General features: G+C 35.9%; 16 protein-coding genes and 1 tRNA gene. 8 read left to right on the top strand and 9 right to left on the bottom strand.

Going from position 1 to position 21,073, the window contains the following annotated elements; all coding sequences use genetic code 11:
* Positions 1-27 precede the first annotated feature (27 nt).
* From clpP to BZG02_RS02415, 7 genes are all read right to left on the bottom strand, one after another.
* Entirely contained in the window at positions 28-702 is a 675-nt protein-coding gene (clpP, locus tag BZG02_RS02445) for an ATP-dependent Clp endopeptidase proteolytic subunit ClpP (protein ID WP_101259814.1), read from the bottom strand.
* 148 nt (positions 703-850) lie between these two features.
* Positions 851-2,200 (bottom strand): trigger factor, encoded by a 1,350-nt coding sequence (tig, locus tag BZG02_RS02440; protein WP_101259813.1) that lies wholly within the window; start codon positions 2,198-2,200, stop codon positions 851-853.
* Between the two features lie 107 nt (positions 2,201-2,307).
* Positions 2,308-2,389, bottom strand: a tRNA-Leu gene (locus BZG02_RS02435).
* Positions 2,390-2,529: 140 nt separating this feature from the next.
* Positions 2,530-3,264, bottom strand: a complete 735-nt coding sequence (gene lptB, locus BZG02_RS02430; protein WP_101259812.1) for an LPS export ABC transporter ATP-binding protein — start codon at positions 3,262-3,264, stop codon at positions 2,530-2,532.
* Between the two features lie 107 nt (positions 3,265-3,371).
* On the bottom strand, positions 3,372-5,888 hold the full coding sequence (locus BZG02_RS02425) for a DUF5686 and carboxypeptidase-like regulatory domain-containing protein (protein WP_101259811.1): 2,517 nt from the start codon (positions 5,886-5,888) through the stop codon (positions 3,372-3,374).
* An 81-nt stretch (positions 5,889-5,969) separates the two neighbouring features.
* On the bottom strand, positions 5,970-6,794 hold the full coding sequence (gene tatC, locus BZG02_RS02420) for a twin-arginine translocase subunit TatC (RefSeq protein WP_101259810.1): 825 nt from the start codon (positions 6,792-6,794) through the stop codon (positions 5,970-5,972).
* 27 nt (positions 6,795-6,821) lie between these two features.
* Complete coding sequence (locus tag BZG02_RS02415; protein ID WP_101259809.1) at positions 6,822-7,790, bottom strand: KpsF/GutQ family sugar-phosphate isomerase; 969 nt, start codon at positions 7,788-7,790, stop codon at positions 6,822-6,824.
* A gap of 266 nt (positions 7,791-8,056) precedes the next feature.
* On the opposite strand from BZG02_RS02415, the gene recQ reads away from it, so the two are divergent.
* On the top strand, positions 8,057-10,234 hold the full coding sequence (gene recQ, locus BZG02_RS02410; protein WP_101259808.1) for a DNA helicase RecQ: 2,178 nt from the start codon (positions 8,057-8,059) through the stop codon (positions 10,232-10,234).
* 112 nt (positions 10,235-10,346) lie between these two features.
* Here recQ and BZG02_RS02405 read toward each other — a convergent pair whose 3' ends face one another.
* Together BZG02_RS02405 and BZG02_RS02400 are read right to left on the bottom strand one after the other, a co-directional pair.
* On the bottom strand, positions 10,347-11,528 hold the full coding sequence (locus BZG02_RS02405; protein ID WP_101259807.1) for a hypothetical protein: 1,182 nt from the start codon (positions 11,526-11,528) through the stop codon (positions 10,347-10,349).
* Between the two features lies 1 nt (position 11,529).
* Positions 11,530-12,549: a lysylphosphatidylglycerol synthase transmembrane domain-containing protein gene (locus tag BZG02_RS02400; protein ID WP_101259806.1), complete on the bottom strand. Its 1,020-nt coding sequence runs from the start codon at positions 12,547-12,549 to the stop codon at positions 11,530-11,532.
* 215 nt (positions 12,550-12,764) lie between these two features.
* Here BZG02_RS02400 and rsmA point away from each other — a divergent pair, with 215 nt between their 5' ends.
* The 7 genes from rsmA (at position 12,765) to mrdA (ending at position 21,059) form a co-directional block, all read left to right on the top strand.
* The gene (gene rsmA, locus BZG02_RS02395; protein ID WP_101259881.1) at positions 12,765-13,556 is read left to right on the top strand and encodes a 16S rRNA (adenine(1518)-N(6)/adenine(1519)-N(6))-dimethyltransferase RsmA; all 792 of its coding nucleotides are present in this window, start codon (positions 12,765-12,767) and stop codon (positions 13,554-13,556) included.
* A gap of 24 nt (positions 13,557-13,580) precedes the next feature.
* Positions 13,581-14,942: a magnesium transporter gene (gene mgtE, locus BZG02_RS02390; protein WP_101259805.1), complete on the top strand. Its 1,362-nt coding sequence runs from the start codon at positions 13,581-13,583 to the stop codon at positions 14,940-14,942.
* Positions 14,943-15,226: 284 nt separating this feature from the next.
* A complete protein-coding gene (gene purH, locus BZG02_RS02385) occupies positions 15,227-16,759 on the top strand; it encodes a bifunctional phosphoribosylaminoimidazolecarboxamide formyltransferase/IMP cyclohydrolase (protein ID WP_180335598.1) in 1,533 nt (510 codons plus the stop codon).
* Between the two features lie 30 nt (positions 16,760-16,789).
* Positions 16,790-17,812 carry a rod shape-determining protein gene (locus BZG02_RS02380; protein WP_101259803.1) on the top strand — a complete coding sequence of 341 codons (1,023 nt, stop codon included), beginning with the start codon at positions 16,790-16,792 and terminating at the stop codon, positions 17,810-17,812.
* A gap of 46 nt (positions 17,813-17,858) precedes the next feature.
* The gene (gene mreC / locus BZG02_RS02375) at positions 17,859-18,686 is read left to right on the top strand and encodes a rod shape-determining protein MreC (RefSeq protein ID WP_101259802.1); all 828 of its coding nucleotides are present in this window, start codon (positions 17,859-17,861) and stop codon (positions 18,684-18,686) included.
* The gene (mreD, locus tag BZG02_RS02370; protein WP_101259801.1) at positions 18,683-19,186 is read left to right on the top strand and encodes a rod shape-determining protein MreD; all 504 of its coding nucleotides are present in this window, start codon (positions 18,683-18,685) and stop codon (positions 19,184-19,186) included. The genes mreC and mreD overlap by 4 nt, the downstream gene beginning before the upstream one ends.
* A 16-nt stretch (positions 19,187-19,202) precedes the next feature.
* Positions 19,203-21,059, top strand: coding sequence for a penicillin-binding protein 2 (gene mrdA / locus BZG02_RS02365; RefSeq protein ID WP_101259800.1), 1,857 nt, complete (start codon positions 19,203-19,205; stop codon positions 21,057-21,059).
* Positions 21,060-21,073: the final 14 nt, after the last annotated feature.

Genomic DNA, 21,073 nt, shown 5'->3' with positions numbered 1-21,073 from the left:
TGTTATTCTGATTTCTATTTAGTTAGCTTATTGCTCACGAATAAGTACTTCGTCAATCATTCCGTACTCCTTTGCTTCCGCGGCTGTCATCCAATAGTCACGATCCGAATTTTTCTCTACTTTTTCGTAAGTGTTTCCCGAATGATCGGCAATAATAGTATAAAGTTCTTTTTTCAATTTTAAAATCTCGCGTGCAGTAATTTCGATATCCGAAGCTTGCCCTTGAGCACCACCCATTGGTTGGTGAATCATTACACGAGAGTGTTTAAGTGCCGAACGTTTTCCTTTTGTTCCTGCAGTTAATAGAACAGCTCCCATCGAAGCAGCCATTCCAGTACAAATAGTAGCAACATCACATTTAATGTATTGCATGGTATCGTAAATTCCCAAGCCTGCATGTACCGAACCACCTGGTGTATTGAAATAGATCTGAATGTCTTTCGACGGATCTGTTGATTCTAAAAACAGCAATTGCGCCATAATAATATTGGCAACGTAATCGTCAATAGGAATACCAAGAAAGATAATCCGATCCATCATAAGTCGAGAGAATACATCCATTGATGCAACGTTTAGTTGTCTTTCCTCAATAATAGTAGGAGAGATGTAGCTGTTGCTGATTGATGTATATCGATCTAAGTTTAGGCTGCTTATGCCCATATGCTTTGTAGCAAATTTATTGAATTCATCTTTTGGTATCATAGCAAAGTGATTTTATATTTCGTAGACCTAAATTAGTTAAATTTTCACCATTTGAAAAGAATGGCTTAACAAAATCGGTATTTTAAAGCCAAAAAGAAAACCACGCTTTTTAAAAGCGTGGTTTCGTGTCTTATTAAGCTGTACCCACTTATTCAAACATTTTGTTGAAATCTTCAGTAGTAATCTCTTTTTCGTCCAATTTAATGGTTCCTTTAATGTATTCAACAACTTTATCATCAGCTTTACGCTCATAAATTTTTCTTTGCTCGTCCTGATTTTGCATCATTTGTTGAGCATAGTTGTTTAAGTACTCTTCAGGTACATCCATCATTCCATATTGTTGGAATTGCATTAATGCTTGTTTTTTAGCAAATTCCATTACTTCTTCCTGACTAACTTTTAAGTCATTCTCTTGAATCAATCTGTTTTTGATTAATTGCCATTTGAACTCATCAGCATAGTTTGCAAAATCAGTTTCAACTTGCTCAGCAGTCATTTCTTTGTTTGTAGCAACAATCCAACGTTTCAAGAATACTTCAGGAAGGTCAATTTTTGCTTTTTTCACCAATTTAGCTTTGGCATCAATCAAGAATTTGTAGTCGCTATCGTTCTCTAATTGTTTTTCGATATCTTCTTTAATTTTATTCTTGAATTCTTCTTCTGAAGATACAGTACCTTCACCAAACACTTTATCGAACAATTCTTGATTCAATTCAGCATTAACAAATTTAGTGATTTCGGTAATTGTAAATTGGAAGTCAGCATCTAATGTCTCGGCCTCTTCTTTCGAAATATTTAGCATCGAAGCGATGTCAGATTTGTTCTCAAAAGCTTTCGCTGGATTAAAAACAATTGCATCCTCTTTCTTAGCGCCAACGAATTTTTTCTTAGCATCCTCGTCTTTCATGTATTCTAACGACATGGCAACATTTTCGCTAACAATTCCTTCTTCAGTCAGTTTTCCTTTTGCATCAACCTGAGCAAAGTTCCCTTTCAAAAGTTCTTTTTCCTCTACAACTTCAGTAGGATTGTTTGAGCCAAAACGACGAGAGTGCATATCAACACCACTTTGAATCATTTTTTCGTCAACAATAATTTTGAAGAAGTCGATTTTGTCTTTTTTGCTTAAGTTAAGCGTGTATTCAGGAGTTAAAGCAATGTCGAATGAGAATTCGAATTCAGTGTCTTTTTCCCAATTGATTTCTTTTTGTTCAGTTTCATTTGGAAGAGGCTCGCCCATGATATTTAAATCATTTTCGCGAATATACTTCATTAGCTCTTCGCTAAGAATTTTATTAATTTCATCAGCTAAAACAGGAGTTCCGTACATTTTTTTAATCACACCCATAGGTACTTTACCAGCACGGAAACCATTGATATTTGCTTTTTTACGATAGTCTTTCAACACATTGTTTACTCGGGTCTCGTAATCTTCTTGAACAATCTGTAATTTAATTACAGCATTTAAATCATCAATATTGGTTTTTGTAATGTTCATTTTTTAGCTATTATAGATAAAACCTCTTTAATTGAAAAAAAACCGCCTCACGATCGACACAAATCAGTATCGGAAGTACGGGCGGTTTAAGGTTATTCTTTTTATTGTGCGGATGAAGGGACTCGAACCCCCACGCCTCTCGGCACTAGATCCTAAGTCTAGCGCGGCTACCAATTACGCCACATCCGCGGGTTAATTGCGGTGCAAATATAGAGCTGTTTTTTATAATTTGCAATACCTGTTCGAAAAAAAATGAAGTTTTTTTCAGTAATATTTTAGGTCTTCATTTTATTCGAATTGCGAATTAATTCAATAGTCTTGAAAATGAGCTATTTTATAGGTTTACGAAGCTCGAAGTTCTTTCCTAAATAAACTCTTCTTACATCTTCATCGGCAGCAAGTTCTTCAGCAGTTCCTGATTTTAGAATATTACCTTCGAATAATAGGTAAGCTCTTTCGGTAATTGAAAGTGTTTCCTGCACGTTGTGATCTGTGATTAGAATTCCAATGTTTTTATCCTTTAAATGGCGAACAATTTCTTGGATGTCTTCCACCGCGATTGGATCAACTCCTGCAAATGGTTCATCTAAAAGAATAAATTTTGGTTTTATGGATAGTGCTCTAGCGATTTCGGTACGTCTCCTTTCACCTCCTGATAACTGAATGCCTAAACTTTTTCTGATTTTTTGTAAGCTAAACTCGTTCAGCATTTCTTCCAAGCGTTCTTTTTGGTATTCTTTCGAGAAATCCGACATCTCCAATACGGCCCTAATATTATCTTCTACACTTAGTTTTCGAAATACCGAGGCTTCCTGGGCTAAGTAACCAACGCCCAATTGTGCGCGTTTGTAAACCGGTTCATTAGTAATTTCTCTGTCATCTAAAAAAATTCGTCCGCCGTTTGGTTGAATCAGTCCAACAATCATGTAAAATGAAGTGGTTTTACCTGCGCCGTTAGGACCAAGTAAACCAACAATTTCACCTTGTTTTACTTCAACAGATACTCCTTTAACAACAGTTCTGGTTTTGTATCTTTTTATTAAATTTTCAGCTCTTAAAATCATCTTTATTCAATATGTTTAAGGATCGGAATGGTGCAAATATAGAAAAGATCTATGAGAATTGAACTTTGTACTTAGGTTCAAAACTGGTCAATAATTTCTTCAGATTATTAAAAAGTAAATTGAAACATTGCTCGTATGCCAAAATTTTCAAAATCTTGATAAGGATTGTCTTCCAAGTGATTTAATCTCCACATAGCATCAATTCGAATAAACTTAAATATGTTTTCAATTCCTACACTGGCTTCAAAGTAAGGTTTACTTACATCCGAAAGTCCATTTGGGAAAAGCATTTTAGCATCTGTATTGGCTAAAGAACCATTATTTTTGTCGCTTAGGCTACCAATTAATCCTTTGCCAGAGATAACTGTTCTCCATTTCAATTTTCGGAATAACGGGATTCTGTTCAGGATTAGTCCGTTAAAATGGTGTTCTACGAATAAACTAACGTATTGGTCACTAGCAAATTCGTAATAGTTCATCATGTTAAATGCATAGGGGTCAAAAGCGTATGTTTCATTTCCTTCGTGCATGTGAAGAAGAGGATAGGGAACTTTTCCAAATAGTTTGCCAGCGGTAACCAAATAGTATAAGTTTCCCAAAGGAGGTAGCTCTAAGGTGTGTTCAATGCTTAAATCTATTTTCTGATAATCGTGATCGGCACCCAAAACATCCTTCATGCCCATCGTAAGGTAAAGGTTGAATACAGGAAATGGTCCGCCAAAGTGAATTCTTTCAAATTCACCCATCACAATTTTTTCATTTTTGGTAAATCGGGTTCTTAGCTCCAATTCCGATGATGTAATTCCTGAAATAGGAATATTTCCACTTGCATCAGGAGCATTAAACGGAACATATTCGGTTGGTGTAATATCGCGATATCTAAATTTTAAAGTGTTCGAAAACCCTTGAAACCATTCTTTTTCGTAATGTGTTTCGAGTTGATTGACCATGGTCAATTTATTGTTTGGGTTTCGTTTTAGCAGTGAGGACAGGATATTTCCTTCGGTAAATGCATTGGGACTTTTCCCTAATTGCTGAATATCGTGCTTGTATTGTACCCCAAATGTTTCTCGGGGAAGCTTATTGATCATGTAAAGAAATCCCAGTCCGTACTTTAATTTATTATCCTTGTCGCCATATGCTAAATGACCGTTAAGCATTATTTTGGTACTAAAATCGTTCGAGGTTCTGCCTCCAAACATGAATCGGTTTCCCTCAATTTCGTTAAAACTGTATAGTTTGTAGTAGGGACCGTATTCAAATTTACCTTTCACGTAATAGCCAGTAACAAATGTTTGAATGACATCGATAATGTTTTTATATAAAGGTACATTTTGAATGGAGTCAACCATAGAGTAAATGCCGGCTTCTCTTTGTGATAATTGATAGGGTCGGGCATTGTCCCAATATTCCTTAGGTTGCTTTAGTGCCGTTTCCTCTACAACAACATTATTGTCGAGTTTAATTATTTCCTCCCTAAGTGGCTGATTTATTTTTACATTTTTATAAGAAATTGATTTTCTTCCAAAAAAGCCCATTTGTTTGGTGGAATCTTTTTCGGATATCATGAAATCGACAAAAAGATTTTGTTTTTTCAGGAACCAGGTGCTGTCGTTTAGTTTCTGATATTCGTTGTTGCTTACCAAGTCTTTCACCCAGTTTAGGTTAACGTCCTTAGCAATACGCATTTGCATGTTTTCGATTGCGAAAGTAGTGTCTGCCACCCAAAAATCTCCCACAAAAGTAGGTTCTTGTTTTCTTTTTGGTTTAAAGGATACGTGATAGCACCAATTGCCATCTCTATAAGCACTGTCGGTTAGGTAATACTTGTAGTAACGAAGCCCGCCATCAGCAATAGGACTTACAAAGCCCATATTGAAGAGATCAATAAAATTGTCGTAGATATTTACATTTTGATGAAGCTGACCGGTAAACTGTGCTAAGCTGGCATTGTCGTTAATGCCCGACATTTGTGATGCCTTAATAATTTCTCTTTCCACCTTCGGTTTCTTTTGAAAATGATAGTCGGAAAGTGATTCTGTAATGAAAACGGGTAAGTATGGTTTTCCAGTTATTACAGAAGTGTCGATATAATCAAAGACAAACTGGAATTGTCGCATGATTTTTTTGTCCTTAAAGTTATCTTTAATGTTATTTAAATCCATTTCCATTTTTGTGTAGGATTCGTATTGATACGAATCAAACCGGGAAGGATTATTGGACTCTTTTTTCGCAATAATTTTACGGAGCAATACATGTGCTGGGTTTTCTCCTGGAGTAACAACAATTTCGGCTAAGTCGAAAGCTTCCGATTTTAACTCTACATTAATAGTTTGAAAACTGGCTTTTTGAATTTCAAAGGACTGTTCTTTATATCCCACAAAAGAGATATGTAATAGATCCGATGGAGTTCTTGTCTCCAAAAAATACTGTCCATCAAAATCTGAAGTGGTACCAATGGTAGTTCCTTTAAAAGCAATGTTTACAAATGGAAGCGGTTCCTTTGTCTCCGAATCGATAATTCGCCCTCTAATTTTGGTGGCTTGAGCAAAGCTTGTGTGAGCAAAACCCGAAAATGCAAGAATAGCTGCTAGTAAAAATCCTTTTTTTATAATCTGCATCATTAATATACAATAGTAACTGTCCGGATAAAATAATATTCCAGACAATAGTTAAGTGAAAATACAAATAAACGGTAAAATTGTTTATTCTAAATTTGCTTGTTGATTTTTTTGAACTCGCTTTGATATTTTAATTCCTATTTCGTAAAGCAACATCAGAGGTAAACAAACCAAAACCTGACTAAAGATATCTGGAGGCGTAATGATGGCAGAAAGAATTAGAATTAAAACAACAGAGTGTTTTCTGTATTTTTTTAAAAATTCAGGGGATACCAGTCCGATTTTACTTAAAAAGAAAATAAGTACTGGAAGTTCAAAAATCACGCCAGAGGCTATAACAATTGATGTGATTGATGAGATGTAAGAAGTAAGGTTTATTTGATTCATAACCTGATCACTTATACTGTAAGATCCTAGGAAATGAACCGATAGTGGTGTTATTAGATAGTATCCGAAAAGAACTCCCAATGCAAATAAAAAGGAGGTGTAAAAAATAGATCCTCTTGCATGTTTTTTCTCGTTATCGTATAGAGCAGGCTTAAGAAAACTCCAGAATTCGTAAAATATATAAGGAAAGCTGGCAATTATTCCAATCACTAAAGAAACACTTATGTGTGTTGCAAACTGCCCCGCCATGTTAATGTTGATAACCTGAAAAGGATGTGTGTTAATTTTTAGCGACTCAATTCCTATGTATTCCGCAAAGCGGAAAAACATTCTATTTGTGAAGAATTCAGGGTTTTTAGGAGCAAGAATCAGTACGTTAAAAATAAAATCGTAAAAGATAAATGCAGCAATTGCAAAAACCATAATGGCAATAACCGATCGCATTAAATGCCATCTTAGTTCTTCAAGGTGTTCAAGAAAACTCATTTGATTTTCTTTGTTTGCTGCTTCTTTGTCTGACATGTGTGTTAATTTTCTAATTGCTCCAAGTTAGACAATTCCTTCTTTTAAGATATCATGCAAATGCACCATTCCTACATATTTTTCATTTTCCACTACCGCGAGTTGCGTTATATTATTGTCTTCCATCAGCTGAAAGGCTTTAATAGCAAGGGAATCTGGATCGATGGCCTTAGGCTTTGGCGACATGATATCTCGCGCAGTTAATTTGCTTACATCTTTATTTTGTTCTAACATTCTTCGCAGATCACCATCGGTAATTATTCCAACTAGTTTATTTTCTTTGGTAACTACGGCAGTAGCACCCATTCGTTTGGAGGAAATCTCAATAATAATCGGACGAATGCTTTCGTCTTCGGAAACTTTAGGTGCAAGATCGTTTTTGTAAAGATCGCTAACTCGTAAATATAATTTTTTACCTAGAGCTCCTCCTGGATGATATTTAGCAAAATCCTGACTGGTAAATTGTCGGCATTCGAGTAAGGATACTGCCAAGGCATCTCCAATAACAAGTTGTGCAGTAGTTGAATTTGTTGGAGCTAAGTTGTTTGGGTCTGCTTCTTTTTCTACAACAGCTTTCAAAACATAGTCCGATTCTTTAGCAAGAAAAGAATCCAACCCGGAGACCATTCCAATTAACGTATTTCCCATGTTTTTGATGAGTGGCACTAAAACTTTGATTTCTGGTGTGCTTCCACTTTTAGAAATGCAAATAATAATGTCATCCGGAAGAATCATCCCTAAGTCCCCATGAATGGCGTCGGCAGCATGCATAAATAATGCTGGTGTGCCTGTCGAATTAAGTGTAGCTACTATTTTGTTGGCGATGTTTGCACTTTTGCCAATGCCAGTAATTACAACCCTACCTTTGCTTTTTAGGATTAATTCAACAGTGTTAACAAAATCTCCATCAATGTGCTTTTTTAGCTGACTAATGGTTTTTTCTTCTTCTGCAATGGTATTTATTGCAATTTGCTTAATGTCGTATGTAGCCTTCAAATCTTGTGGTTTTTATTTCGAGTACAAAGCTAATTAAACTCATATAAATGAAAGTTCAATCAGGAGTTAAAATCTGTTAATTGCAGTTTTCGTTTTGAATTGTACTAGTGTTTATCTAAATTTAAAATACAAAAGTATCGAAATTTGTAATACGGGAATGAATGGTGATGTAAAAATTGCTATTTAAAAATTTTAGGTTGCTAAGTAAAATGTTAATTTAGCCGACCGCATATATTTTTGGGAAAAAAGCATATCAAGTAATAAACATGGGAAAGAACTTTGAATTATCAACTAATTTAAAGAAGTATTTTGGATTCGAAAATTTTAAGGGAAATCAAGAACCAGTAATTCAAAATATCTTAAGTGGTAACGACACGTTTGTGTTAATGCCCACAGGTGGGGGAAAGTCATTGTGTTATCAATTGCCTTCATTAATGTTGGAGGGTACAGCAATTGTTATATCCCCATTGATCGCATTGATGAAAAATCAGGTGGATGCAATGAGAAATTTTGGAGATGATGATGGCGTAGCTCATTTTTTGAATTCGTCTCTCTCTAAATCGGCAACCTTAAAAGTAAAAGAAGATGTTCTCGAAGGAAGAACGAAACTTTTATATGTAGCTCCGGAATCTTTAACCAAGGAAAGTAATATTGAGTTTTTGAAACAGGTAAAAATTTCTTTTTATGCTGTAGATGAGGCACATTGTATTTCTGAATGGGGACATGATTTTAGACCGGAATACAGAAAGATTCGCTCTATTGTGAATGAGATTGGGAGTGCACCAATAATTGCACTAACAGCAACGGCAACGCCAAAAGTACAACATGATATTCAAAAGAATTTGGGGATGTTGGATGCGTTGGTTTTTAAATCGTCGTTTAACCGTCCGAATTTATACTACGAAGTTCGTCCAAAGGTAAATGCTACCAAAGAGATAATTAAGTTTATTCGCGCCAATGCTGGCAAATCAGGAATTATATATTGTCTGAGTCGTAAAAAAGTGGAGGAATTAGCCGAAACCCTTCAGGTGAATGGAATTAAAGCTGTTCCTTATCATGCTGGAATGGATTCATCTACTCGTTCGGGCAATCAGGATAAATTTTTGATGGAAGATGTGGATGTTGTGGTGGCAACCATTGCTTTTGGAATGGGGATTGATAAGCCTGATGTGCGATATGTAATTCATTACGATATACCAAAGAGTTTAGAAGGCTACTATCAGGAAACCGGAAGAGCTGGGCGTGATGGCGGAGAAGGTCATTGTCTGACTTTTTATAGCTATAAAGATATTCAAAAGCTGGAGAAATTTATGCAGGGAAAACCTGTGGCCGAACAGGAGATTGGCAGACAGCTTTTATTAGAAACCGTTTCTTTTGCCGAATCGGCAATTTGTCGACGAACCATGTTGCTTCACTATTTTGGTGAAAATCATATCGATACAAATTGTGGTAATTGCGATAACTGTTTGCATCCGAAGAAAGAATTTCAAGGACAAGAATTCGTTATTAAAGCACTAAAGCTAGTTAAGCTGGTGAAGGAACGCTTTAAAATAAATCATTTGGTGAATATATTAACCGGTGAGCAGAATTCTTCTATTAAATCTTATAAGCACGATGAATTGGAAATGTTTGGTTGCGGTAAAGACCGGGATGCTCATTTCTGGAATATGGTTTTTCGCAGGGCCTTGGTTCATTGCTTAATTGAAAAGGATATTGAGCAGTATGGGGTGATTAAATTAAAACCTGAAGGGCGTAAGTTTCTGAAAAATCCAACGCCTTTTATGCTTACGGATGATCATGATTTTGAGGGGGTTGATTTGGAAGCGACGAAAGCTGCGAGTACAGCTACGGTTGATACTTCCTTGTTGGTTATGTTGAAGGACTTAAGAAGAAAGGTTGCTAAGAAAAAAGAGGTTCCTCCTTATGTTGTGTTTCAGGATCCTTCTTTGGAGGAAATGGCAATTCATTACCCAATAACTATCGAGGAATTGTCTCATATACAAGGTGTTGGTGCTGGCAAGGCGAAGCGTTTTGGAAAAGAGTTTGTTGGCTTAATAGCGAAGCATGTTGAAGAGAATGAGGTGGAAAGACCTCAGGATATGGTGGTTCGATCGGTAGTGGATAAATCTAAATTTAAGGTTTATATTATTCAGAGTGTAGATCGAAAAATGGATTTAGAAGATATTGCTGAAGCAAAAGGAATGGGCTTTTCTGATTTACTTGGGGAGATGGAAGCAATTGTATATTCGGGAACGAAACTGAATTTGAACTACTATGTAGATGAAACGATTGATGAAGATCGTCAGGAGGAAATTATGGAGTATTTTGATGAGGCCGAAACAGATAGTATTGAGCTTGCTTTAGAAGAATTGGGTGAAGAGGAGTTTTCGGAAAGTGATATTCGCTTAATGCGAATAGTTTATCATTCTGAAAACGGGTTGTAAATTGTTCATGAAAATAGTGCCAATTTAATTTCAAGATAGACTTTCATTTTATTTGACTTATTTTGATGTTAATTTGTTATCATACAAAGCTTGCCCGAAAGGGTAGGCTTTTTTATTTTATAATAACAGAGCGTTTGAACTCCTTTGTCTCATCAAATAGTTTTCGGTAGGTGTGATGGGTTTTGTAGATAGAAGCGCCAATGTGCTCCATTAAATGACTCATTCGGGGATTGAAATCGCCAATCCAATTCATTTCCAAATTTAAAAATGGAAAATTAGCGTCAAATCCCGATCGGGAAAACTCATAAATCATCGCGGCTTCTATTCCACGCTTTTGAAATTCAGGAATTACTCCAAATATTAATCCCAATGCATTCTTATTTTTTTGAATGTGTTTGTAGTAGATAAAACGAAGCTTTGCATAAAGAGTCATTTTGCCATTTATGTGTTGCAGTAATTCATTTAAATCTGGCAGCATAATGAAAAATCCAATTGGTTCGTTGTTGTGATACGCAAACCACATCAGTTTTTCATGCATTATTGGTTGTAAGGTATGGAATAAATCCCGAGCTTGTTGTTCCGAAATGCCATCAATTCCTGGTATTTCTTTTACCCAAGCTTCGTTGTAGATGTGTACAAAATCAGCAATTAATTTTTCCGAATTATTTTTTTGAAAGTGAACTACTTTGTATTCGCTGTTGTTTAAAAGTCGTTGCGCTTTCCATTTAATGATTTCACTTAAGCTGTCGATGCTAAATTTGGTGCGGTAAGTAAATTGTTTAAAGTAAATCTGGAATCCGTAAGCATCGAAAAATTCCTGATAGTATTTAAAATGATAAGGCATGCAATAAACTGGTCTATGATCTCCGTCTACATGAAGTCCCCACCATTGGTGTCTCTCACCAAAATTAATAGGTCCATCCATGGCTTCAATTTGTTTGTTTTCCAGCCAGTTTTTGCAGGTGTCAAATAATGTGAATGCGGCATGCTTGTTATTGATGCATTCAAAAAAACCAAAGCCTCCAGTTGGTTGCTCGTTTACGTTTTTTGCTTTGTGATCCACAAATGCGGCAACCCTGCCAATGGTTTTGTTGTTTTGATCTTGAAGAATCCAGCGAATACATTCGCCATGCGTAAACATTTTATTCTGTTTCGGATCAAAAACTTTTTCAATGTCCGAGTCAAGAGGTCGAACCCAGTTTTTGCACTTCTTGTAAAGTTGCACGGGGAATTCAATAAATTCTTTTATTGAATGAAGATCGTTAACTTCAATAATGGTAAAATCGATGCTCATCTCAAATTTCAGACTTTATTAATTTTGTATGATTGCGGTTTGCTATCGGTAGAAGAATTACCGATAGAGCACCTAATATAATTATCATTGCTGTTTGTGCGCCATGCACTACAAGAGCAAAACTTTTCGACATGGTTTCGATGTTGGTAACTTCGGGAAGATAAACCAAAAGCGTTCCTATCACCATAAAATGCCAAGCACCAATTCCTCCCTGAACAGGAGCAACCATCCCAAAGCTACCCATCACAAAAACGGTAAGTCCGGCAATGGCAGGAAGATTTGATGTAAATCCGAAACTAAAGAAACAAATGTAAGTCATTAAATAATACATGATCCAAATAAAGACAGTGTGGAAGGCAAAGGTCCATTTGTTGTCTAGTTGCTTTATGGCACGAAACCCATCCATAAAATTAGACAGTGTTTGGTCAATTTTTTTAAATACCAAAGTGTTTTTAAATTTTTTTCTTAAAAGCCATATTAGTATCGAGATGCCTGCAATTACGTACAAGGTGTTGGCCGATGCAAATATATTGGAAAGCTTGCGACTAACTTCGGGATTGTTGGAGAAGAAATGAGATATCACCGAAAATTGCGTTGACAAGGCAATTATTAGAAAAACAATTAGCATGATGATATCCAGCACTCTTTCAAGTACCACAGTTCCTACTAATTTCGAGAAAGAAATTTTTTCATATTTGCTAATTAAGCCACATCTTGAAATTTCGCCCATTCTAGGTAGTGCTAGGTTTGCAAAATAACCAACCATAACTGCAAGAAAAGTATTTATGGTTCGAGGCTTTTTGCCTAAGGATTCAATAAGCATGTTCCAACGGATTGTTCTGCTGATGTGACTTAGTAATCCAAAAAATAGAGAAAGAAGAATCCAGTAGTAGTTAACTTCATTTTTTAAAGTGAAAATTAGCTCAGAAGTATTTTGTCCACGATAAACGTACCAAAAAAGGAAGCAGCTAATTGAAAAGAAGATTAAAAATTTTATGATATGTATAAGCTTTTTCTTCAAAATTGATAATTTTAGAGTTAGGATTTAATAGAAAAAACTAACTAAGGTTAAATTTTCGGCAAGTTAAGCAATGTTTCTAGTATTAAGTCCTAAATTTGCCGAGCGATAAATCAGCTACAAAAATAAGTAAATGTTTGAAATCTCCTTTGAAAAGCCTCTGTTTTTAATTTTTGTTAATGGGAGGTGCTGAATTCAAGGGGGTTAATTGGAAGGATATGGGATACGTTAGGGCTAAGAAGAGTTTGGGGCAACATTTTTTGAAAGATTTAAATATTGCAAAAAAAATAGTTGCAAGTATGGAGGCTGATGGCATTTCTAAAGTGCTTGAAATTGGTCCTGGGATGGGAGTGTTAACCCAATATTTACTTAAGGAAGATCGGTTTGAGACTCATGTAGTCGAAATTGACCGAGAATCGGTAAGCTATTTGAAAGAAAATTTTCCTGAATTATCGGATCGTATAATTGGGGAGGATTTTTTAAAGTATGATTTATCTAGACTATTTTCGGAACCTTTTGCTGTAATAGGAAATTTCCCATACAATATATCTTCTCAAATTTTCTTTAAGGTTTTAGAGAATAGGGATCAAATTCCTGAGGTGGTGGGAATGATTCAAAAAGAAGTGGCGGAAAGAATGGCTGCGGTTCCAGGAAATAAAACCTATGGTATTTTAAGTGTGCTGATGCAGGCTTTCTACAATATCGAATATTTGTTTACGGTTAGCGAAACAGTATTCGATCCCCCTCCTAAAGTTAAATCTGCTGTAATTCGTATGAAGAGAAATACGACAGATAGGCTTGCTTGTGATGAAAAACTATTTTTTCGAGTCGTTAAATCCGGGTTCAATCAACGTCGGAAAACCTTGCGGAATTCTTTGAAATCGGTACTGGGTGATTATAAGCTGGAAGATGATATAATGGCATTGAGACCTGAGCAATTATCTGTAAATCAGTTTGTTTACTTGACCAATAAGGTTGAAGAATTAATACATACGGAATTAAGAGAATAAAAATCACACCTAAAATACATTGATATGCAATTTGAATTGACTCGCGAATACATCGATCAGTTAAAAAGAATTATCGAAGAAAAGGATGAGGCTGGAGCAGTTGGCATGATGGATGGATTGCATCCTGCTGATATCGCCGAAATATATGATGAGTTAAATACAGAGGAAGCTAAGTTTCTGTATTTACTTTTAGATATTGATACTGCCGCCGATGTGTTAGCAGAATTGGAGGAGGATGATCGGGATCGTTTTTTAAAGGTGTTGCCGGTTGAAGTTATAGCCAGACAATTTATAAATAGAATGGATTCTGATGATGCCGCCGATGTGATCGGAGGAATGTCGGATGAGCAAAAAGAGGAAATTTTAGCCCATATTGGGGATATCGAGCAAGCAGGGGATATTGTCGATCTGCTTCATTATGACGAGGATACTGCTGGTGGTTTGATGGCGAAAGAGTTGGTGATGGTGAACGAGAATTGGACCGTTCTAACCTGCCTTAGAGAATTAAGTCGTCAAGCAGAAGATATCGATGAAATTTACTACGTGTATGTTGTTGATGATGATGGTATTTTAAAAGGAACTCTTTCTTTAAAAATCATGATATTAAGTCCAACATCTGCAAAAATCAGTAATATCTACCAACCTGATGTGATGTCGGTGCATACCGATGAGCATGACGAGGAAGTTGCTCGAATTATGGAGAAGTATGACCTTGTAGCAATACCGGTTATTGATAGTATTGGCAGATTAATGGGGCGCATTACCATAGATGATGTGGTAGATGTAATTCGTGATGAAGCCGAGAAAGATTATCAAATGGCATCTGGTCTTACCGAAGATGTAGAGTCGAGTGACTCGGTTTGGATTCAAACAAGAGCTCGTTTGCCTTGGTTGTTAATTGGTTTGATGGGCGGACTTATTAGTGCTTTTGTGATATCAGGACATGAAGGTGATTTGGGTAATTATACTGCAATGGCATTCTTTATTCCTTTGATTACTGCTATGGGTGGAAATGTTGGTGTTCAGTCAGCAGCGATTATTGTGCAAGGGCTTGCGAGTAATTCCTTGGGTTTTGAAAGTACCTTTAGTCGATTGTTAAGAGAATTAATGGGAGCATTTGTGAATGGTATAATTTGTTCGGGATTGGTTTTTCTGGTTAATCTATTTATGGTTGGTCATTCTTTTAGTCTAACAATTAGCGTTTCGGTTGCATTGTTTGCAGTAATTATTTTTGCTTCGGTGTTTGGAACTTTAATTCCATTAACGCTTCATAGAATGAAAATTGATCCGGCTTTGGCAACAGGACCCTTTGTAACTACCTTAAATGATATTGTAGGTCTTTTTATTTACCTTTCAATTGGAGCTTATTTTTTAAGTCTTGTTTAGTCTGTTTTACAAGGCAAAATTGAATTGTAGCGGTAGTTGTAAGAAGGATAAATTCATTTTTTTCTACTCGATGTTGTGTGATATTATGATATAATGAAAAAGTTCAATAAAAATCTTTTTAAGACGGTGGTTTTTTTTAGGTTTTTCTTAACTTTGCAGGAGGTTTTTGCAAGGCTAATAAGTTGCTGTATTTAAAGTATTTATAGCTTTGTTTAAGCCAATTTCATTTTTTAGATGGAAATGAAATTTACACCATTTTATAAAATTACCCAAATAAGAGAATTATGAAGAGAGCGCTTATCAGTGTGTTTGATAAAACGAACGTAGTTGAATTTGCCCGAGAATTAACCAATTTAGGATGGGAAATCATCTCTACTGGAGGAACATCTGCAAAGTTTAAAGCAGAAGGAATTCCCGTGATGGATATTTCTGATTTAACGAAATTTCCAGAATGTTTTGATGGACGAGTAAAAACTTTGCATCCAAATGTGGAAGGTGGAATTTTGGCAATTCGCGATAATGAAAAGCACATCGCTCAAATGAAGGAATTGGGAATTGAGCCAATAGATATTGTTGTTTGCAATTTGTATCCGTTTAAAGAAACAATTTTAAATCCTGAGGCTGGTCACGAAGAAATTATTGAAAATATTGATATAGGGGGTCCAACGATGTTAAGGGCTGCAGCAAAAAATTATAAATTTGTTACTGTAATTACCGATCCTGAAGATTATTCAAAAGTAATTGAAGAATTAAAATCAGCTGGTGATACAAGTATCGAAACAAAAGAATATTTAACTGCAAAGGTGTTTGAGCATACGGCTCATTACGATGCTTTAATTTCTGGTTATTTTAACAAAAAACTGAAAATTACATCGCCTAAAACATTAACGATTACCTACGAAAAGAAACAAGATCTTCGTTACGGAGAGAACCCTCACCAGAATGCGACTTTTTACAGTCAAATTCAGGAAACTGAAGGAACTTTGACCGCAGCTAAGAAAATCCATGGTAAAGAACTATCTTACAACAATATTGGAGATACAGATGGTGCTTTGGAGACATTAAAAGAGTTCGAAGAGCCAACAATTGTTGCGGCAAAGCATGCAAATCCATGTGGAATTGGTAGCGCCAAAACAATATCAGAAGCTTTTCAGAAAGCTTACGATGCCGATCCGGTTTCTATTTTTGGTGGAATTGTAGCTGCCAATCGTGAAATAGATAAGGCAACAGCTGAAATCATGAGCGGTATATTCTTGGAAGTAATTGTTGCACCATCTTTTAGTAAGGAAGCTATTGAGGTTTTAACAGCGAAAAAGAATTTAAGATTGTTGGAATTGCCCGAAATTTTAAAAACAGATTATTCCTCCTTTAAAGGAAAAACAGTTTTAGGCGGTTTCTTAATTCAGGAAATGGATAAGGAATTAATTGGTGAAAAATTAGAGGTGGTTACTGAAAGAGAACCATCCGAAAAAGAAATGGAAGATTTGATGTTTGCATGGAAAACAGTTAAGCATGCAAAATCAAATGGAATTGCCATAGCAAAAAATAAAACTACAAGTGGTGTTGGTCCAGGACAAGTAAGTCGTATTTGGGCCTTAGAGAATGCCATTCGTCAGGGAGGGGATCGAATTGCAGGGAGTGTTTTGGCATCCGATGCATTTTTCCCATTTTCAGATTGTGTAGAGGCAGCTCATGCAGCAGGAATTACAGCGATTATTCAACCTGGAGGTTCGATAAGAGATAAGGATTCTATTGAAGCGGCTAACAAATTTGGAATTGCTATGGTGTTTACAGGAATGAGACATTTTAAGCATTAAAAATAAGATAACAGAGATTTAAACTACCATATGGGATTTTTTTCATTTTTAACTCAGGAGATCGCGATTGACTTGGGAACTGCAAATACAATTATTATCTGTAACGATAAGATTGTTGTTGATGAGCCATCAATTGTAGCTATTGATCGTCGCACCGAGAAAATGGTTGCGATTGGCGAAAAAGCACGCCAGATGCAAGGCAAAACTCACGGAAATCTAAAAACGATTCGTCCGCTAAGAGATGGCGTAATTGCCGACTTTAATGCCGCCGAACAAATGATTCGTGGGATGATCAAAATGATCAACAAAAAGCCTCGTTTGTTTCCACCATCATTGCGAATGGTAATTTGTATTCCTTCGGGAAGTACAGAAGTGGAAATGAGAGCGGTTCGTGACTCTTCAGAGCATGCCGGTGGGCGTGATGTATACATGATTTACGAGCCAATGGCGGCAGCTATCGGAATCGGAATTGATGTGGAAGCTCCTGAAGGAAATATGGTAGTGGATATAGGAGGTGGAACTACAGAAATTGCTGTTATTTCTCTGGGTGGAATTGTAACCAATAAATCGATTCGTATTGCGGGTGATGATTTAACTTCTGATATTCAGGAGTACATGCGGCATCAGCACAATATCAAAATTGGTGAAAGAACTGCTGAAGAAATTAAAATTCAGGTAGGATCGGCTTTGTCTGAATTGGAAGAGCCACCAAATGATTTTCGCGTTCAAGGACCAAATCAGATGACTGCACTACCTATTGAAGTGCCGGTATCTTATCAGGAAATTGCACATTGTTTAGAGAAATCAATCTCGAAAATTGAAATCGCGATCTTAAGTGCATTGGAACAAACACCTCCAGAATTATATGCCGATATTGTAAATAGAGGTATTTATTTAGCTGGTGGAGGAGCCTTGCTTCGAGGATTAGATAAGCGATTAACAGATAAAATAAATATTCCATTTCACATTGCCGAAGATCCTTTAAGGGCTGTAGCTCGTGGTACTGGAATAGCATTAAAAAATGTAGATAAGTTTTCCTTCCTGATGAGATAATCAGGAAGGAAACTTATTTTGGTTTAACAGGATTTTGATTTTTTGAATGAAGAATTTATTACATTTTATCGTAAGATTTCATTTTACGATCCTATTTATTGTAATTGAAATTTTTTGTATGTTATTGTTAGTTAGCTACAATAACTATCAAAAAACCGAATTCCTAAATTCGAGTAATGCGGTTAGTGGAAATTTATACAAGCGGGTTTCATCAACAACTGATTATTTGGCATTAGCAAAAATCAACGAAGATTTAAACAAAGAAAATGCTCGTTTAAAAAATCTTTTAGGTGACTCCTTTAAACTATCTGTTGATTCTTCCTTTCTTTATCATGATTCCATTTATCAACAGCAATATCTTTATCGAACAGCTAAAATCATTAATAATTCCGTAAATAAGCAATTGAATTATATTACTTTAGATAAAGGTAGATTGCACGGTATTCGACCCGAAATGGCAGTGGTTACGGATCATGGTGTAGTTGGTGTGGTAAAAGGTGTTTCTAATAATTTTTCCACCGTAATTTCCTTATTAAATAGTCGAATAAGTGTATCGGCCAAGATTAAGAAGAATAACTATTTTGGTTCTCTTACTTGGGATGGCAAAGATTACAAAACAGCACGATTGTACGAAATTCCAATTCACGTGTCTATTCAAACAGGCGATACAATAGTTACTAGTGGTTACTCTTCCATTTTTCCGGAGGGTTTGTTGCTGGGAACAATACAGGAAATTTTACCAAGTTCAGGAGGTAATTTTCATGAAGTGATAATCGCCTTTACAAATGATTTTAGAAGCATATCGTATGTGAAAGTGATTGGAGATTTGATGAAGTCGGAACGGTTAGAATTGGAAAAGGAGGAAACAGAATGAATCAGATCATAAAAAATACCTTAAGATTTGTGGTTCTTGTGTTTATTCAGGTAGCCATTTTAAATAATATTCAGATTAGTGGATTTTTAAATCCTTACCTGTATGTTTTATTTATATTATTGCTTCCGTTCGAGACACCTAACTGGTTGTTACTAATGTTGGCTTTTTTTCTTGGTTTAAGTGTTGATGTTTTTTCCAACACTCCAGGAATGCATGCTTCTGCTAGTGTTTTTATGGCCTACTTGCGTCCGTATATATTAAATTATTTATCGGTACGAGATGGATATGAACAAGGAACAACTCCAAGTATTCAGCATTATGGATTCGGATGGTTTTTAAAGTATTGTATTCTATTAGTGGTAGCGCATCATAGTTTTTTATTTTTTATAGAAGTATTTTCATTTTCCAATTTTAGTGAAACTATTATTCGAATCATTTTTAGTACATTCTTTACGCTAAGTTTACTCATTACATCACAATTTTTGTTGTTTAAAAAATAGTTTAATTACTACTTAAATGAATAATTTCTCGAACCGAAAATATATTATTGGCGGAATATTCATTCTGGTTGTGCTAATTTTTATTATTCGTTTATTTAACCTTCAAATAATTGACGACACCTATAAATTGTCAGCAGAGAATAACTCTCAACGTCAGGTAACACAATATCCGGCAAGGGGATTAATTTATGACCGTAATGGGAAATTGTTGGTGTACAATCAAGCGGCCTACGATTTAATGTTAATTCCTAAACAACTAGATGTTTTCGATACAACTGACTTTTGCCAATTGTTGGGAATCGAAAAGCTGGAGTTAATTAAAGGAATTGCGAAAGCAAAACGTTATTCTTATCGAAAAGCATCTATTTTTTTAAAACAGTTGTCCTCCGAAAGATATGCTGTTTTGCAGGAGAAGTTATATAAGTATCCAGGCTTTTTTGTTCAAACCAGAACCTTGCGTAAATATCCATTAAACAGCGCCGCTCATGCATTAGGATATTTGAGAGAAGTAACCAATCAGGAAATTAATAGTGACCCTTATTTTCGACAAGGAGACTATATTGGGAAAAGCGGTATAGAGCGGATGTACGAAAAGGAGTTGCGTGGTGAAAAGGGTGTGAAAATTTATTGGGTAGATGTTTTTAACCGAATTAAAGGTTCTTTTCGCGACGGTAAATTTGATAAACAAGCGGTATCAGGTAAAAATTTACACAGTAGTTTGGATATTGATTTGCAACAATATGGTGAATTGCTAATGCAAAATAAAAAAGGTGGAATTGTTGCCATTGAACCTCAAACAGGGGAGATATTAGCAAAAATATCGAGTCCAGGTTACGATCCAGAAATGTTTGTGGGACGAGCAATGAATAAGAATTATCAAATGATGGTTCAGAACGATTCCTTAAAGCCTTTATTTGATCGCACGATGTTGGCGCTTTATCCTCCGGGTTCTATTTTTAAACTCGTTAATGGATTAGTTGCTCTTCAAGAAGGTGTAATTAGTCCTTCTACCCGATTCGAATGTCAGCATGGTTATCATGCTGGTAATTTTACCATGAAATGTCATGCCCATTCTTCTCCACTTGATTTACGACAAGCAGTACAGCAATCTTGTAATGCCTACTTTGCGAATGTATTTCGCTATACTTTAGAGAGTCCTAAGTTTGGATCTGTTCAAAATGGCTATACCAAATGGAGACAACATGTTATCTCTTTTGGGTTTGGAGATAAGTTGGGTGTGGATATTCAAAATGAAAAATCAGGATCCATTCCTACGAATGAATATTATCAGAACAAGTATCGAACCAATTGGAGGGCTTTAAATGCAATTTCGCTTGCAATTGGACAAGGAGAGTTGCAGATTACACCGATGCAAATGGCAAATATGGTTGCGGCAATTGCTAATAAAGGATACTATTATATTCCCCATATTGTTAAAGGCGTTGGGGAAGATAATTATTTGGATAATAAGTATTTAGAGAAACATTATACGACCGTTGATTCTTCTCATTTCACGCCTATAATTGATGGAATGGAGATGGTTGTTTCTGGTGGAGCAGGAAGTACAGGAACATTGGCTGCAGTAAAGGATATTCGGGTGTGTGGTAAAACGGGAACGGTACAAAATTCTGATGAGGCAGACCACTCTGTTTTCGTGGCATTTGCACCACGCGAAAATCCAAAGATTGCTATTGTAGTGTATGTTGAAAATGGCGTATGGGGAGGTAGATATGGAGCACCAATTTCTGGTTTAATGATTGAAAAATATTTAAAAGGAGAGATTGCAGAGAGCAAAAAATGGATCGAAAAAAGGATGCTTGAGGCTGATTTAATCAATCAGGTTGCTGCTCCTAGTCCTGGAGTTGTTGAATAAATAAGAAAGTTGGA

The organism is Labilibaculum filiforme, from assembly GCF_002843315.1.
In the GTDB taxonomy this organism is placed as follows: Bacteria; Bacteroidota; Bacteroidia; order Bacteroidales; family Marinifilaceae; genus Labilibaculum; species Labilibaculum filiforme.
This window is presented reverse-complemented; position numbering and strand designations above follow the sequence as displayed.

What these genes read in the sequence shown, in the direction of transcription:
- clpP (WP_101259814.1), bottom strand. Translation starts at nt 702, where the DNA reads ATGATACCAAAAGATGAATTCAATAAATTTGCTACAAAGCATATGGGC.
- tig (WP_101259813.1), bottom strand. Translation starts at nt 2,200, where the DNA reads ATGAACATTACAAAAACCAATATTGATGATTTAAATGCTGTAATTAAA.
- lptB (WP_101259812.1), bottom strand. Translation starts at nt 3,264, where the DNA reads ATGATTTTAAGAGCTGAAAATTTAATAAAAAGATACAAAACCAGAACT.
- BZG02_RS02425 (WP_101259811.1), bottom strand. Translation starts at nt 5,888, where the DNA reads ATGATGCAGATTATAAAAAAAGGATTTTTACTAGCAGCTATTCTTGCA.
- tatC (WP_101259810.1), bottom strand. Translation starts at nt 6,794, where the DNA reads ATGTCAGACAAAGAAGCAGCAAACAAAGAAAATCAAATGAGTTTTCTT.
- recQ (WP_101259808.1), top strand. Translation starts at nt 8,057, where the DNA reads ATGGGAAAGAACTTTGAATTATCAACTAATTTAAAGAAGTATTTTGGA.
- BZG02_RS02405 (WP_101259807.1), bottom strand. Translation starts at nt 11,528, where the DNA reads ATGAGCATCGATTTTACCATTATTGAAGTTAACGATCTTCATTCAATA.
- rsmA (WP_101259881.1), top strand. Translation starts at nt 12,765, where the DNA reads ATGGGATACGTTAGGGCTAAGAAGAGTTTGGGGCAACATTTTTTGAAA.
- mgtE (WP_101259805.1), top strand. Translation starts at nt 13,581, where the DNA reads ATGCAATTTGAATTGACTCGCGAATACATCGATCAGTTAAAAAGAATT.
- purH (WP_180335598.1), top strand. Translation starts at nt 15,227, where the DNA reads ATGAAGAGAGCGCTTATCAGTGTGTTTGATAAAACGAACGTAGTTGAA.
- BZG02_RS02380 (WP_101259803.1), top strand. Translation starts at nt 16,790, where the DNA reads ATGGGATTTTTTTCATTTTTAACTCAGGAGATCGCGATTGACTTGGGA.
- mreC (WP_101259802.1), top strand. Translation starts at nt 17,859, where the DNA reads ATGAAGAATTTATTACATTTTATCGTAAGATTTCATTTTACGATCCTA.
- mreD (WP_101259801.1), top strand. Translation starts at nt 18,683, where the DNA reads ATGAATCAGATCATAAAAAATACCTTAAGATTTGTGGTTCTTGTGTTT.
- mrdA (WP_101259800.1), top strand. Translation starts at nt 19,203, where the DNA reads ATGAATAATTTCTCGAACCGAAAATATATTATTGGCGGAATATTCATT.